15 protein-coding genes are annotated in these 14,972 nt (G+C 66.4%); 9 read left to right on the forward strand and 6 right to left on the reverse strand.

The window, feature by feature from the left end; translation table 11 throughout:
• Positions 1–4: 4 nt before the first annotated feature.
• Both VF168_04120 and VF168_04125 read right to left on the reverse strand, forming a co-directional pair.
• Complete coding sequence (locus VF168_04120) at positions 5–1,183, reverse strand: trypsin-like peptidase domain-containing protein (protein ID HEX7003353.1); 1,179 nt, start codon at positions 1,181–1,183, stop codon at positions 5–7.
• Positions 1,184–1,202: 19 nt separating this feature from the next.
• On the reverse strand, positions 1,203–2,348 hold the full coding sequence (locus VF168_04125; protein ID HEX7003354.1) for a serine hydrolase domain-containing protein: 1,146 nt from the start codon (positions 2,346–2,348) through the stop codon (positions 1,203–1,205).
• Between the two features lie 179 nt (positions 2,349–2,527).
• On the opposite strand from VF168_04125, the gene VF168_04130 reads away from it, so the two are divergent.
• On the forward strand, positions 2,528–4,441 hold the full coding sequence (locus VF168_04130) for a glycoside hydrolase family 15 protein (protein ID HEX7003355.1): 1,914 nt from the start codon (positions 2,528–2,530) through the stop codon (positions 4,439–4,441).
• A 66-nt stretch (positions 4,442–4,507) separates the two neighbouring features.
• Here VF168_04130 and VF168_04135 read toward each other — a convergent pair whose 3' ends face one another.
• From VF168_04135 to VF168_04145, 3 genes are all read right to left on the reverse strand, one after another.
• Positions 4,508–4,933 (reverse strand): hypothetical protein, encoded by a 426-nt coding sequence (locus VF168_04135; GenBank protein HEX7003356.1) that lies wholly within the window; start codon positions 4,931–4,933, stop codon positions 4,508–4,510.
• A 98-nt stretch (positions 4,934–5,031) separates the two neighbouring features.
• The gene (locus tag VF168_04140) at positions 5,032–5,526 is read right to left on the reverse strand and encodes a DinB family protein (GenBank protein ID HEX7003357.1); all 495 of its coding nucleotides are present in this window, start codon (positions 5,524–5,526) and stop codon (positions 5,032–5,034) included.
• Positions 5,519–6,145: an HTH domain-containing protein gene (locus tag VF168_04145; GenBank protein ID HEX7003358.1), complete on the reverse strand. Its 627-nt coding sequence runs from the start codon at positions 6,143–6,145 to the stop codon at positions 5,519–5,521. The genes VF168_04140 and VF168_04145 overlap by 8 nt, the downstream gene beginning before the upstream one ends.
• A gap of 157 nt (positions 6,146–6,302) precedes the next feature.
• On the opposite strand from VF168_04145, the gene VF168_04150 reads away from it, so the two are divergent.
• On the forward strand, positions 6,303–6,734 hold the full coding sequence (locus VF168_04150) for a hypothetical protein (protein ID HEX7003359.1): 432 nt from the start codon (positions 6,303–6,305) through the stop codon (positions 6,732–6,734).
• A gap of 63 nt (positions 6,735–6,797) precedes the next feature.
• Here VF168_04150 and VF168_04155 read toward each other — a convergent pair whose 3' ends face one another.
• Entirely contained in the window at positions 6,798–7,940 is a 1,143-nt protein-coding gene (locus VF168_04155) for a cytochrome P450 (protein ID HEX7003360.1), read from the reverse strand.
• 212 nt (positions 7,941–8,152) lie between these two features.
• Here VF168_04155 and VF168_04160 point away from each other — a divergent pair, with 212 nt between their 5' ends.
• From VF168_04160 to VF168_04190, 7 genes are all read left to right on the forward strand, one after another.
• A complete protein-coding gene (locus VF168_04160) occupies positions 8,153–8,788 on the forward strand; it encodes a TetR/AcrR family transcriptional regulator (protein ID HEX7003361.1) in 636 nt (211 codons plus the stop codon).
• A gap of 16 nt (positions 8,789–8,804) precedes the next feature.
• Positions 8,805–9,725 (forward strand): GNAT family N-acetyltransferase, encoded by a 921-nt coding sequence (locus tag VF168_04165; GenBank protein ID HEX7003362.1) that lies wholly within the window; start codon positions 8,805–8,807, stop codon positions 9,723–9,725.
• Between the two features lie 52 nt (positions 9,726–9,777).
• Complete coding sequence (locus VF168_04170; GenBank protein HEX7003363.1) at positions 9,778–10,272, forward strand: ferritin-like domain-containing protein; 495 nt, start codon at positions 9,778–9,780, stop codon at positions 10,270–10,272.
• A gap of 171 nt (positions 10,273–10,443) precedes the next feature.
• Positions 10,444–11,154, forward strand: coding sequence for an alginate O-acetyltransferase AlgF (locus VF168_04175; GenBank protein ID HEX7003364.1), 711 nt, complete (start codon positions 10,444–10,446; stop codon positions 11,152–11,154).
• 12 nt (positions 11,155–11,166) lie between these two features.
• Positions 11,167–12,588, forward strand: a complete 1,422-nt coding sequence (locus VF168_04180) for an MBOAT family O-acyltransferase (GenBank protein HEX7003365.1) — start codon at positions 11,167–11,169, stop codon at positions 12,586–12,588.
• A 14-nt stretch (positions 12,589–12,602) separates the two neighbouring features.
• On the forward strand, positions 12,603–13,736 hold the full coding sequence (locus tag VF168_04185; GenBank protein HEX7003366.1) for a hypothetical protein: 1,134 nt from the start codon (positions 12,603–12,605) through the stop codon (positions 13,734–13,736).
• The gene (locus tag VF168_04190) at positions 13,733–14,968 is read left to right on the forward strand and encodes a lipase family protein (GenBank protein ID HEX7003367.1); all 1,236 of its coding nucleotides are present in this window, start codon (positions 13,733–13,735) and stop codon (positions 14,966–14,968) included. Before VF168_04185 ends, VF168_04190 begins: the two co-directional genes overlap by 4 nt.
• Positions 14,969–14,972: the final 4 nt, after the last annotated feature.

Consider the following 14,972-nt stretch of genomic DNA (forward strand, 5'->3'; position numbering starts at 1 on the left):
AGTGCTACTGCGGCTGCTCCGCCAGCACGACGCTCAGCTGCCGTTCGACGCTCCCCCTGACAATCGTCACCTCGAGTTCGTCCCCGACCCTGTAGTTGCTCTCCAGGTAGGTGCGCAGTTCACCGCGGGTGGTCACCGCCCGGCCGTCAACGGCCGTAACGATGTCGCCACCCAGGAAGACTCTGGTGTTGCCAAGAACCGCTTGCCGCTGAGCGCCCCTGACCCCGGCGATATCGAGCGGCGAGCCTTCTCGCAGCTGCACCAGCAGCAGGCCCTGCTCGACCGGGAGGTCGAGCACGCGGGCAAGCCCCTCGCTCAGGGTGTATGCCCCGTCGATCCCCAACCACGGGTGGCGATACCGTCCGAACTCGATGAGTTCGGGCAGGACCCGTTTGACTGTATCGACGGGTATGGCGAACCCAAGGCCGGCGCTGGTCCCCGTCGGGCTGAATATCGCGGTATTCACGCCGATCACCCTGCCGGCGCTGTCGAGTAGCGGACCGCCCGAGTTGCCGCGATTGATCGCGGCGTCCGTCTGGATTACGCCGGTGATCTGACGGTCCTCGGCGCCCCGCAGCGTCCGGTCCAGAGCGCTCACCACACCGGTGGTGAGCGACTGCCCGAACTGGCCGAAGGGATTCCCGATAGCGATCGCCCTCTGCCCCACCTCGAGGTCCTCCGAGGAACCCAGCTCGACCGGGCGGAGTTCCAGCCCGTGGGCTTCTACCTGGAGCACGGCCAGGTCGTTGATCGGGTCGACGCCTACGATCCTGGCCGGAACGGTAGTTCCGTCGGAGAAGGTCACTTCGATCCGCTGGGCCCCCTCTATCACGTGAAAGTTGGTGACGATCCTGCCTTCGTCATCTACGACGAAGCCGCTGCCTGCGCCTTCGGCCGGTACCGGCTCGAAGAAGAAGGAGAGCTGGACCACCGTGGTAGTGATAGTGACCACCGATGGTGCGACCTGGTCGTAGACATCCATGACGCGCCGCTCGGCGAAATCCCTGCCCGCCTCGTCGATCAGAGCGATCTCATCGTTGCCGAGGGCAGTGCCGACGGCGGCAGCATCCTCTGCGTGACCTCCGCCCGAGTCCTGGGAACGGCACGAGCCAGAGAGGAGCAGCATGGTCAGCAACAGGAGGCGGGTCAGGAGCGAGGCAACGCCTCTGAGGGAGGTCGTCATGTGGCCATTGTGACCCTTCTCAGTTGCGGAATATTCGAACGACCTTCGGCAGGAAGCGGTACGGCAGGGCCCCGGCGGTCACCTGATCTACGGCGCCGGCGATGAGCAGGTCGAGCTCGGGACAGTGGAAGAGCCAGGTGCCCGTCGAACCGCTATGACCGAAGAGCGGCGGAATCGGCTTGCCTCCTGTGAGCAGCCGCGGCAGCGCGAAACGCTTGACTCCCAGGCCGTACTCGATGGGCCAGCTTGGAGCGCGGAGGGCGGCCGCGTCGAGCGGGAAGCCGAAGCGGTTCCACTGCGCCTGCATCAGACGTTTCGTGTCAGGCGACTCGAACAGCGCTTCCGTCGCGTAGGCGCGCATGAAGCTGAGCTGGTCGCGACTGTTGCTGAAGATGCCGTGCAGCGAGCGCATCGCCAGAGGGATCTCCATGGGCCGGTTCCCGACCCAGAGCGACGCCGTCTCCTCCTCCCTGCCTGCCGCCCGGGGCCAGCCAGCCATCCAGGTGTGGTCGAGGCGCAGCGGCTCGAACAACTCCTCCTCGAAGACGGCATGGAGTTCGGCACCGGTTGCCGACTCGATTACACCGTGGAGCAGCGCGTAGTTCGTATCGCTGTAGCGGATCTTCTGCCGCCTCGAAGCAGTCTGCTGCGGTGGGAAGTGCGGGCGGAGTTCGTCGCGCACCCGCGCCGCCACCTGTGCGAGCGACCAGGCCCGGTCGCCCTCCTTGCTGAGAAGGTCGATCAGAGGCCGACCATCTTTCGGTCTGTCCTCCAGATAGTTCGCCAGCCCCGAGGTATGCGACAGCAGGTTGCGGAGCGTGATCTGCTCCGACAGGTCGCGCCCCTGCCAACGGTTGAGACCCTCGATGATGGAGCGGTCGAGGTACTCGGCGATCGATGCGTTGATATCGAGAGTTCCGCGCTCGTGGAGTCGGAGCGTGACCACCGCGGTGAAAAGCTTGTCGATGCTGGCGATGTAGTAGGGGGTGCCCGGGGTCATGGGAGGACCACCCGGGCGAGCGTCTCCTCTCGCACCGGCCCAGGCGAAGCCCTCGTTCACCTTCTCTACGGCGAGTACGGCGTGCTCGATGCCGCGTCCGCTTTTCAACTCGTCGAGCGCGTCCTCGAGGCGCTGCTCCACTTCCTGGGCTTCGGCTCGGCTCATCACGGCAATATCGTTCCGGGTCGTCACTCGCTGGGCCCTCTCACCTTCTCGCCGCCGCTGGCTTTCCACCGCGGTGGCGTCCCGATCATAAGCCCCCGAAGTCGCGCTCGACGCCGGAAGTTGAGCCGGCACGACTTCGGTCGGGCGCGCGATGAGGCAGGGTGGAGGAGGAGGTGCCGGTGAGCGACCCAGCTGCGAGGTACAAGCCGATCGAAGAGTACGGGGTCATAGGCAACCTGCGAACGGTCGCCCTGGTGGGCCGGGACGGCTCGATGGACTGGTGCTGCCTGCCGGAGCTCGACCGGCCAAGCATCTTCGCCGCCATCCTGGACAGCCGCAAGGGCGGACGGTTCCGGGTGGCGCCGGTCGGAGCGGAGCGCGGCGAGCAGCGTTACCTGGATGACACCAACGTCTTGCGGACCGAATTCAGGACGGAGCGCGGGGAGGTCGAGGTTACCGACTTCATGCCCCTCAACGAATCGATCGTAGGTGCGGGCGACCCCTATACGAGTCCCACCATCTACCGGTCGGTCGAGTGCACCGGGGGCGAGGTCGACCTCGAGATCGAGTGGTCCCCTCGCTTCGATTACGCCCGGTCGCGCACGCGCCTCGAGGTTCGTGGCGAGGCCGTCGTCGCCAGAAGCGAGGACGAGCTCGCGGTCCTGGCAGGCTTGCCCCCTTCGGCGCGGCCGGAAACGGACGGGAGCGAGTTGCGGGCGCGCTTGACGCTGAGAGCGGGGGAAATGCTCCCGCTCGTGATGCACTACGGCGCCGAACGTGCCCGAGCGGACCGTGAAACGGTCGCGAGGTTGCTGTCGCGAACGGTGGACGTCTGGCGCGAGTGGGTGGACTCGCGTACCGAAACGGGACGCCTCGAAGGGTTCGAACCGGAGTGGCGGCCACTCGTCGCCAGGGCCGAACTCACGCTCAAGCTCCTCACCCACCCCGATACCGGAGCCATCGCGGCGGCGGCGACCACGTCGTTGCCGGAGCGGATCGGCGGCGTGCGCAACTGGGACTACCGCTACTGCTGGATCCGTGACTCGGCGTTCACCGCTCAGGCGCTATTCTCACTGGGCCACCACGACGCTGCCCTCGACTTCCTCGAATGGACCGCGCGCGTCGCGATGACCGAGGGGCAGAAGAAGCCACACCTGCAGATCATGTACGGCCTGCACGGCGAGACGGAACTCGACGAGGTCGAGCTGGACCATCTGGAAGGGTATCGCTGCTCCCAACCGGTGCGGATCGGCAACGCAGCGGCCGGCCAGGAACAGCACGACATCTACGGCGAGCTGTTGGCATCGGCGTTCGAGTTCGTTCGCCACGGTGGTGAACTGGACGATCCGGTCACCGGCTTCCTGTCGAAGGTCGCCGACAGGGCGAGCGCGGTGTGGAGGCAGCCCGATGCCGGCATCTGGGAGGTGCGGGGCGGTCCGCAACACTTCGTCTACTCCAAGGTGATGTGCTGGGTGGCGCTCGACCGGGCGGTCACGCTGGCAAGGAAGTTCGGCTTGCCCGGCGACGTCTCTCGCTGGGAACGTGAGCGGGACGAGATAAAGCGTGTGGTCCTGGCGGAGGGGTACGACGAGGAGCGGCGTTCATTCGTGCAGACGTTCGGTTCGCAGGCTCTGGACGCCTCCAACCTGCTGATCCCGGTGATGGGGTTCCTGCCGTTCGACGATCTCCGCGTACAGAACACGATCGACCGTACGCTCGAGGAGTTGACTTCGGAGGGCGTCGTCTACCGCTACCACGCCGACGACGGTCTGCCGGGTCGCGAGGGCGCATTCGGCCTCACGACTTTCTGGCTGGTAGACGCGCTTACCCTCTCCGGTCGTCACGAGAAGGCGCTCGAGTTGTTCGAGGGGATGTTGGGTCGGGCGAACCACCTGGGCCTCTACGCGGAGGAGTTCGACCCCGAAACGGGCGCGTTCCTGGGGAACTTCCCGCAAGGCTTCAGCCACATCGGATTGATCAACAGCGCGCTCTACCTGAGCCGCAGTCGCGGCCGTAAGGCGCCGGCACCCGCACCGGTGGGGACCAAGGAGCACGGCGAGGAACTCGAGCACGAGAGCGAATCGGCCCTATGAGCGACCCGAACGGCGAGGGGCGGAGGGTGCTCCTCCGCCCCTGATCGGCTATTCGCTCCCGAAGCCTCAGGCGTCCTGACGCTCGGGATTGTCCAAACGGAAGAAATTGCTGTCGCTCCCGTCGCTCTTGTGCTCCTGGAAGAGGAACACCAGGTTACGCTCGTCGAACGACTCGAACCACTTCTCCCAGCCGACGTCCTCGAGCTCACCGCCGCCGTAGTCGGGGAAGTCGAAGCGGAGCACCCCGGGCCGGCCGTCGTGTTCGGAACCGGGCACCGTGGCGGGCTTCGCCTTACGCTTCTCGGCCCAATGGCGGATCACCTCGTGGGATCGAGTCGCCAGCGACTGCCCCTCGTGATCCTCGTGCTCGTCGGGTGAGTGGACCCACTTGGCGTACTTGGTGGCGGTGTCGGAGAGTCCCTCGCTGTGCTGTTCGAGGAACTTCCTCTCCTCGGAAGTCACATTCTTCGCATCTCCAGGTCGTTTGGCCATTGCCGTCCCCCTTCGGGTCGAGGCTGATCTTCAGACCCCTCAATGTTCGCCCGGCTGCAGCCCAGAGAAAGTGCGCTGACGCGAGAAACGGCCGTTCGCTACCAGGTGTCTCCGCCGCCAGCGGGAGGCCAGTCTCCCTGCATCCTTCGGAGGAGGATTATCTGACCCAGGTGGTGGGCCTCGTGAGCGAAGTGGCTCGTGAGTTGGTAGCCCACCGAGGTATCGCGGCCCTCCACCACTCGCCTTGCCAGTAGGGCCGGATCGCCTGCGACCGCGCGCAGTTCGGCCAGGCCCGCCAAATAGCTATCGACGAGCCCGTTCCACTGCGCCTCCTCCACATGCGGCCAGCCCTCTTCGGCGTGGCCGACGGGCCTGGGCTCGCCGTCTGCTGTGAGGCCCAGGAGGCGGCGCTGCCAGAAGCGCATGTGCCCGAGGATGTCGGCGATCGAGTGTGGAGATCCGCCCGGGCGGGCGGACGCTACCGGCCAGGCGATGCCGTTCAGAGCTCGGGAGAACGGAGTGAACTCCATCCCCTCGTCGGATATGAGCCGTTCGAGAGTCGCGGAAGGGGGTCCGGCCAGGGGTTCACTCATCCGCCTGGCCCTCCTCGACGAGGGCGAACGTGCAGCGGCTTCGACCGTCGAGCATGCAGCCAGTATGGGCGACCGGTCGACCCATGAGCAACGAGAGCAGCTTCACGTCGTAACGGCAGACGGCGCGCGTCTGTCGCGCGAGTTTGTGGTAGACGCAGTTGGCGGCTGCGATGCCCTCCTCTTCAGGCAGCGCGGTCGCCTCGTAGCCCAGCTCGTTCATCACGCCGAGTACGGCGTGCAGCCGCTCCGCGCTTCCGGGCGGGAAGCTCCTGTCACCCACACCGTCCGCGATACGCTCGGCCATCTGCCCCAGCAGCCGCTCGACACCCTCTTCGCCGAGCGCTTCGGCCGCAGTTTCCAGCAAACCCTGTGCCAGCAGCGCGTAGTTGCGTGGGAAGCCTTCGTATCCCCTGTCCGTGAGCCCATACGAACGGCTGGGCCGGCCTCCAGTGCTTCGACTCTCGACCGGGGCCACGAGGCCATCGCGTTCGAGTCCCACGATGTGCTGCTGGACGGCGGTGCGCGTGATCCCCAGTTCGTCGCTCAGCTCGCCGATCGTGAGGCCGGCCGGCTTGTACTCCAGCAGTTTCTGCATCAGTTGCCTGCGCGTATCAGCCATCCCGAGCCCTCCGGTGCATGGAGCCGTATCTGCCGATCAACAGTAGCATCAGCTTACTTATAACACTTTCGCCTTGCAAAACTTTGCTCATTCTGCTAGCCTCGGCTCGAGCGCGCTCCAGATCGATGGGGTCCAACACCCCATGGGAGGCTTTGCTATGAAGCAGATACGCCTGATCCTTCTGGCCGCGGCCGTGCTGACGCTAGGCGCCGCGTGGGCCCAAGACCTTTCGCCGGCCTTGCCCTCCGGCTATGTGAACGCGAGCGAACTCCTGCCCCTTCCGGAGTTCATCCCCGGCGCGGGCGCGCTCTACATCGACCCCGCTAACGCACCCGTGGGCCCGTGGCTCTCCTACGGGAACGACGGCAAACTCGTCGAGGTGCTGTTCATGGTGCCGGTGTCGCAGATGACCGAGGGCGCCAACTGGGACGACCTCGCGGCCGGTACCTTCGAGGAGCTGGGAATCTCCACGCTGGACCACGTAGATATCACCTTCAACCCGGGGCACGCGGGAATGGCCGAAGCCCACTACCACTTCCGCTTGGCGCTGATCGATCACGAGTCGCAGCAGGCCGCACTGAGCGAATAGTCGGAACCCGTCGAAACAGCTGCTCGGGACCGGAGAGGCCGACTCGCCGGTCCCGGGTTCTCCTCAGGCAGATGACCCATTCTGCCCTCGGCTCCGCAGCCGCACGCGGAAGTCGCGAAGCTCGTAGCCCTCGATCAGCTCGTTCCAACGGATGGTAGGTGCTTTGTCTACTTCGACCGGCAGCGCCAGGAACCGCCGGAGGAAGATGTCGCTCTCCTGTATGGCGACGAACGCGCCGGGGCAGCGGTGGGCACCGTCTCCGAAAGAGAGCGCCGGCGCCTGCACGCCGGGAGCGAGGTTACGACCCGGACATATCGTGAGGGGCTCAGGTCCGACCGCGCCCTCGTCGGCGTTGGCAGCGCCGATGTCGAGCGACAGCAGGGCTCCGGCGGGAATGATCACCTCCTCGTCCCCATCGGCGATCAGCAAGGGCGCGACAGTGCGGCGATAGAGACGGCCGACAACCGGTTCGAGGCGCAGGATCTCGTGGAGGATCCGGTGACGTTCGGCTTCCCCTGCAGCCAGGTAGTCGGCCCGCAACTCATCGTCCTCCAGGAGGTGCCATGCGGCCATGCAGATGAACTCGCGGGTCGTAGCCATCCCGGCAGCACCGTAGGTGATGCACTCGATGAGGATCTCGACCGGCCCGTAACCCTTCTCCAGCAGGTGGCTGATGACGTCCTCGCGAGGAGCGATGCGGCGCCTGCGGATCGCGGGACGGACGTCGCTCACGAAGAAGTCGAGCATGCCGGCGTGACTCCTGACGGTACCGAGCAGGCGCCGGAACCGGCCGACCCGCTCGAACCGCTCGAGACTCACCAGCCGCTCCAGGCGTCGCTCCATCCCCGGCCGAAGCGAGTCGGTGAGTCCCACTACCTGCGAGGCGACCTGAACCGCCATGGCCAGGCTCGTGCGGGCGAGGTCGATGTGCCCTCGCTCCTGGAACCCTCGGACCAACTCCTCGCTGAGTCGCTCCATGAGCGACCGGTATCGCTCGTCCACCGTTTTCGGGGTGAAGAAACGAGCGGTCGCGACCCTCTGCTCCTTGTGGCTGGCGCCGTCCTGGAACAGCACCGGTTTCCGGAGGGGGACGTTCGCGATCGCCTCCGAGTTGAAACCGGCCTGTTTGCTCACGTCGCCGGCGCGGAGCACCTGCCGGGCGGCGGCATAGGAGCCGACGTGCCAGACGCCGTCCTCGTACTCCACGCTGCTGGCAGAAGCACGGGCACGCCCGCTCTTTCGCCGGGAGGCCGCTGGCGTGGACGAGCCACTGTTTCCGTTCACCCTGATACCCTCGGTTCTCCTCGCGTTCGAATCACGAGGTTATGACACACTGTGTATCATATCCTGCTGAGTCCGATGAGGAGGAGAGCGTCATTCCCCTCGGGGTAGAGTAGGCGCCGACAGGGAGGAGCAGATTGGAAGTCGACAGCAGGGGGTCACCGGCAGAGGACCACAGGATCCGCCGCACTCGTAGGTTGCTGGCCGACGCCCTCGTCGAGCTCACCCTCGAGCGGCCGTTCGAGACGATCACCGTGCGCGACCTGACGGAGCGCGCCAACATCGGTTACGCGACGTTCTTCCGGCACTATTCCGGAAAGGTCGAGCTCCTTCGGGCGATGCTGAAGGAGGTACTGGCCGAACTCCTCGAACTCCTCGAACCGCACCTGGGCGAAGACCCGGCACAGGCGAGCCTCGTGGTGTTCCGGCACGCGCGTCTGCACGCCGACCTCTACCGCCTGCTGCTGCGCACGGCCGGAGCTATCGAACTGCTGCCCGAAGCGATCCGGGTAGGCGTGGCGACCACGAGTCGCAGCTACCGCGCCAGGAGCGACAGCATGATCCCCTTCGAGATCGCCGCGGAGCACCTCGTGCGCTCGTTCGTGAACCTTATCGACTGGTGGCTGGAGAACGACCTCCCCTACTCGGCGGAGCGGATGGCCGAGATATATGGCGCGATGATCATAGAACCACTGGAAAGCAAGGCACTGGAGCGCCGGACGGCGGAGGAGGTCGCGGCCACGCGCGCGCCGGTTCGCCCCCGCAACCGCTGAGTAGCGGGACCCGATCATGCTGTCTTCCGACGCGACCTATCGGCTCGAACGCTTCTCCGACCCTGCCGCCTTCCGGGCCAGGGCATGGCAACTGCTGCTGGCGAGGGAGGCCACCCACTGTCTGCAACTGGGGATACTCGGCGGTATCGAAACCGGCGAGTGGCCGGACCCCTTCCTCGGCGTCGTGAGCCGGCATCTCGCCCCTGCGCTGGTCGCGATGCGGACGCCACCACACAACCTGCTGCTGTCGAAGAGCGACGACCTCGCTGCGCTCGAGCCCCTGCTGAGTGCCCTCGACCCTGGACTCGGCGGGGTCCTGGGGCCGCGTGAGGTGGCTGACGCCTTCGCCCACGCCTGGACCCGGGGCACCGGGGCTCGCGCAGAGCTCACCTTCCGGCAGCGGATCTACCGGCTCGAGCGGGTCGAGCCAGTGCGCGGGGTCGAGGGGCGCGGCAGAAGCGCTGGAGAGGAGGACCGACCCCTCCTCGAGGAATGGATGGCGGCGTTCCTTCGCGAAGCGCTCCCCGCTAAGCGGACAGACGCGAGGACGACGCTGAACAGGTGGCTGAACCGGTCAGGAAGTGAGCTGCGCATCTGGGAGGCGGGGGGACAGCCGGTGGCGATGGCCGGGGCGGGCAGCCGAACACCCCACGGTGTTCGCATAAGCGCCGTTTACACCCCGCCCAGCCATCGCCGCAACGGCTACGCCAGCGCCCTCGTCGCCGAACTGAGCCAGCGGCAGCTCGACAGCGGCAGGAGCTTCTGCTTCCTCTTCACCGACCTCGCCAACCCCACCTCGAACCGCATCTACCAGGCGTTGGGCTACCGTCCGGACAGCGTCGCCCACGAGTACCGCTTCATACGGCGACGGCGGTCGTGGCCTAGCACCGGCGAGACTATGGCCGGGAAACCAGACGCGGGCCGCGCAGAAGGCTAACTTCGGGGGACGGGCTGCCGCCCGACACACGCAAGCCAGAGGGGGGAATTCGATGAAACTGAACAGCCTCGAAGACCTGTTCAAGGACCAGCTGATGGACATGCACAGCGCCGAGCAGCAGCTCACCGCAGCGCTGCCCAAGATGGCCGAGAAGGCTTCGGCCAAGGAGGTGAGGGAGGCCCTCGAGCGGCACCTCGACATCACCAAGAAGCAGCTGGAACGCCTCGACCAGATCGGCAGCAACATGGGGATCGACCTCAAGGGGAAGACCTGCGAGGCGATGAAGGGCCTCATCAAGGAGGGCGAGCACATCCTCAAGGAGGGCGGTTCGGGCGAGGCGCTCGACGCCGCGATAATCGCGGCCGCCCAGAAGATCGAGCACTACGAGATCGCCAGCTACGGATCCGTCTGCACGTACGCCGAGGAGCTCGGGCACAAGGATGCGCTGAAGCTGCTGAAGCAGACCCTCGACGAGGAGGAGAAGACGGATCAGCAGCTCACCAAGATCGCCGAGAGCGGGGTCAACCAGCGGGCGATGAAGGCCTGACCACTCGGGAACAGCGCGCTGACGGGACCTTGGAGGGGCGAGCGGGATGCCGTTCGCCCCTCCCCTCGTCGCCTCTACGACCGGTGCCACTCATCCTGGAAGGAGCTTAAGCCTGCGGTAAACTCCAGGAGGGAGCATCACGGGGGGCAAGGCACCATGGAGGACAACCGCATGGCACGAGCGATCGGAACGAGCGCCTCGTTTCGGACAGTCGAACCCCTGCCTGGAAGGCACCCGAGCGGGCCGATCGCTGTGCTACTGGCTGTGAAGCTGGCGGCGCTACTGGGGGCGCTCCTGCTATGGCCAGCAGCGGTGAAGGCGCAGGGCGGACTATACGGACCGGAGGCGCCGCGCGATGTCGCCTACGTGAGGTTGATAAACGCCCGGCCTGGGGGGCCGGTGGGCCCCGTCGTCGGCGGCGAAGAGTGGCAGTCGGTCGACTTCGCCGAGGTTTCGCCCTACCATCGGATCGCACCTGGGCAGCACGCCGTCAGCGCGGCTGGGATCGAGTCGAGCTTCACCGCCCGAGCGGAGAGTTTCACCACCTTGGTCCTGCTCGAGAACGAGCTGGTGACGATCGACGACACTCCGCTCCGGGACATCTCGCGTGGACTGCTGACCCTCTACAACCTCACCGCCGATCACACCCTGACCCTCGGCACTGTCGACGGAAGCCAGGTCATCAGCGACGTCGAGCCGCTTTCGGCCGCCTCCAGAGCCATCAGCCAGGCCGAGGTCGAGCTGGTCGTCAGCTCGAACGGGAAGCCGATCGGCAAACTCGACAGCAGGCTCTACCGGCGTGGTGAGGCGCACTCCGTCATCGTCATGCCCGAAGGAACCCAACCACGGGTGATCTACGCCCGAGCGGCCGCGGAACGCTGAGGCGCCTGCTGGATGGTCTTCACCAGCAGCGTCTTCCTCTTCCTCTTCCTGCCGATATTCCTGGCGGTCTACCACCTGCTGCCCAGCAACCGCCGGACCCTCTGGATACTCATCGCCTCCTACCTCTTCTACGGCTGGTGGCGGATCGACTTCCTCGTTCTCTTCATCGCCACCACCGCCTTCACCTATCTGGTGGGCCGTGGCCTGGTAGCCGGCCCTAAGCGGGGGCGTTATCAGGGGCTGCTCCTCACCCTGGGCGTTGCAGGCAACCTCGCCACGCTCGCCTACTTCAAGTACTTCAACTTCGGTGTGGAGAGCCTCGATTCACTGCTGGTTACGCTGGGGGGCAGCCCCCTCTTAGCCTGGCAGGTGATCCTGCCCATAGGCATCTCCTTCTACGTCTTCCAGAGCGTCAGCTACCTGGTGGACATCCATCGCGGCGACGCCAGCGGCAGCACCCGCTTCGTGGACATGGCCGCCTACATAGCTCTGTTCCCACAACTAATCGCCGGACCCATCGTCCGCTTCAAGGAGCTGGCGCCGCAACTCGAGAGCCCGGTGGCGAGCTTCTCCGACTTCAGCCAGGGCTCGCTGCGCTTCATGATCGGCTTCTGCAAGAAGGTGCTCGTGGCCGACATGGTCGCGCCGCTGGCCGATGCCGTCTTCTCCCTCTCGCAGCCGACCGCGGCCGAGGCCGCCCTGGGAGCGTTGGCGTTCGCGGTTCAGCTGTTCTTCGACTTCTCGGGCTACAGCGACATGGCGATCGGCCTGGCGCGGATGATGGGACTGCGCCTGCTGGAGAACTTCGCCATGCCCTATCGCAGCCGCACCATCACCGAGTTCTGGCAACGCTGGCACATCTCGCTCTCGCGCTGGCTGCGCGACTACCTCTACATCCCCCTCGGCGGCAACCGGCGGGGCCGGCGGCGCACCTACGTCAACCTGATGCTGGTGATGCTCCTGGGCGGTCTCTGGCACGGGGCCGCCTGGACCTTCGTCCTCTGGGGCGCCTGGCATGGCCTGCTCCTGGTGGGCGAGAGGTTGCTGCGGGAGAACGGCCGGGGGCCGCGGCTGCCCCGCCGGGTGGCGGTCGCGCGCACCTTCCTCTTCGTCGCACTAGGCTGGATCACCTTCCGTGCCGACGGCATAGCCGGCGCCACCGCGATGTACTCGGGTCTTCTCGGCGTCCATGGCATGGGCATCAGCCCGCAGCTCGCCTGGCAGCTGCCCTCCAGTGCGGTCGTCGCCCTCGCTGCAGGTTGCCTGCTCATCTGGCTGCCGGCCCCGGCCCCCCCGCCCCGGGACTCGTTGCCGGCGCCGCTTCCTGCTCCGGCGGCACGCGTTGCCACCGCCGTCATCGTGCCGGTGTTCCTGCTGGGCGTCTTGCGGATGGTCGCCGATTCGTTCTCGCCCTTCCTCTACTTCAGGTTCTGACGGGCGAGCTGCTTATGTCCCAACGAACCACCGATATCCGCTTCGAGGAGACGCTTCGAGCCGAACGAGTCGAACCGTTCCCCGTGGCGCCGGGACTCTTCATGGCGCTCTTCCTCACGGGCGCCTTGTTGCTCGCCGTCACCAACTCCGCTCTCCTCGAGTCGCCGGATGAGCCGCTGCTCGACGGCAGTTGGGCAGCCGCCTACCAGGAGCGCTTCGACGAGGCATCTCCCCTGTTCGTCCCCGCCACGACGATCTGGGGAGCGATCGACTACATCCTCTTCGACCAGGGACGAGCCGGCGTGCTGGTTGGCGAGGACGGCTGGCTCTACTCCACCGAGGAGTTCGCCTACCCCGCAGAGACCGACGTCGCAGCCCGCCGCCTCGATGCCAACCTCGACGCGATCGCTGCGGTAGCGGACCGGTTGCAGGAACTCGACATCGACCTCGTCGTCGCGCTGCTCCCCTCCAAGGCACGTATATACCCAGAACACCTCGGTCGCTACCGGCTGCCGAAGGGACCCACCCAGCTCTACTCGCTCGCGCTCGCCGGGTTGCGCGACCGGGGCGTGCCGGTAACCGGGTTGTTGCCGCCGCTCCTGGAGGCGAAGGAGGAGGGCGCCGTCTTCCTTCGTACCGATACCCACTGGACCCCCTACGGCGCCCGGGAGGCCGCAGAAGCCGTTGCCGAAACGATCCGAGGCATCGCGCGATTCCCCTGGCTGGATCAGGAGGAGTACGCGACGACGCGCTCGGAGCCGCAGCCACACCGGGGGGACCTGACCAATTTCCTGCCGCTCGGACCCCTCTACGACGAGCTAGGGCCCGAAGACGACGAGCTTATTGGGTTCGAGACCAGCGCAGCAGGAGCTCCAGATACCGACCTCTTCGCCCAGGTGGAGATCCCGGTCGTCCTGGTGGGAACCTCTTACAGTCAGGATGAGCGCTGGAACTTCGCGGGCTGGCTTCGCCAGGCCCTCGGCAGCGACGTACTGGTGGCTGCGCAGCGGGGCGAAGGGCCCTTCGAGCCGATGGTCGAATACCTGGGCGGAGACGCCTTCCGAAACGCGCCGCCCCAGGTCGTGGTGTGGGAGGTGCCGGAGCGCTACCTGAGCAGGAGATGGCAGACGGGAGAGGGTGGAGAGTGAACAGCGAACGTGAACGCCCGAAGGTCCGCATCCTCGCGCTGTTGCCGATGCTGCTCCTCGGCCTGGCCCTCGCCCAGCCGGGCAGTCTCCTCGAGCTGAGCGGCACCGGTACCCTTTCCGCCGCCCAGGTCGACGCCCGCACCGCCGGCCGCTTCCGCAACAACGGGGAGACGCCCCCCTCTGCAGCGACCGCCGTGGACACCTACCTGATGCGCTACGAGAGCACCTGGCCGGACGGCGAGCCGGCCCTGATCACCGCCCAACTCTTCGTGCCGCATGAGATAGCGCGACCCGCCAACCTGTTCGTGTTCGGGCCCGGCTCGACCGGCCTAGTGGAGGCCTGCGCGCCCTCGCGTCCCTTCGTCGAGAACGGCAGTTACGAGACCTACAACGCCTACACGCTGGCCTACGCGGGCCAGGGCTTCATCTCCCTCATGCCCAACTACATGGGCTTCTTCGACGTCGGCGTGATCCAACCCTACTTCGACCGTGTCGCCGAAGGACGTGTTCTCCTCGACGGCATCCGGGCGGCCGACGCGGCACTCGAGCGGCTGGGAACGGACGTGGACGACCTCCCCGCGTTCGTGGGAGGCTACTCGCAGGGCGGACACGCCGCATTCGCGGCAGCCGATCTGTACGACGAATACGCGCCAGAGGTAGACCTGGCCGGGGTGGTTGGATTCGGTCCCACCACCCAGATGACGGACCTCTTCCTCGAGTTCACCTACGTCGCTCCCTGGGTCATCTACGCCATCGAAACGTTCCAGCCGGGAAGGATCGATCCCGCCGACCTCGTGGCCGAGCCCTACCTGTCGCGGCTGGCGACCGACGCCGAGAGGCTCTGCATCCTGGGCGCGCAGGCCTACTACCCGGCCAGCCCCGACACCCTCTTCCGACCCGCGTTCACGGCGGCGCTGAGAAGCGATGCGCTCGACCAGGAATTCCCCGAGGTGGCCGAACTCTTCGCGGAGAACGACGCTGGCCTGGACGACCACCATCTTCCCGCGATCATCCTCCAGGGAGTGGACGACCCGGTCGTTTCGATCGAATCGCAGCACCGCTTCGTAGCCCAACTCTGCGAGGACGGCAGCAGGGTTCGTTACCCTAACTACCTGCGCACCCGCCACGAAACCCGCTATATCGGCTTCTGGGACGCGATCGGCTGGATGCGTGGCCTCAGTTCGGGCGACCAGCCCCCCTCGGACTGCGAGATCGTCCCGGATTCGCTCTGAGAGG

Source organism: Trueperaceae bacterium (assembly GCA_036381595.1).
In the GTDB taxonomy this organism is placed as follows: Bacteria; Deinococcota; Deinococci; order Deinococcales; family Trueperaceae; genus DASVCN01.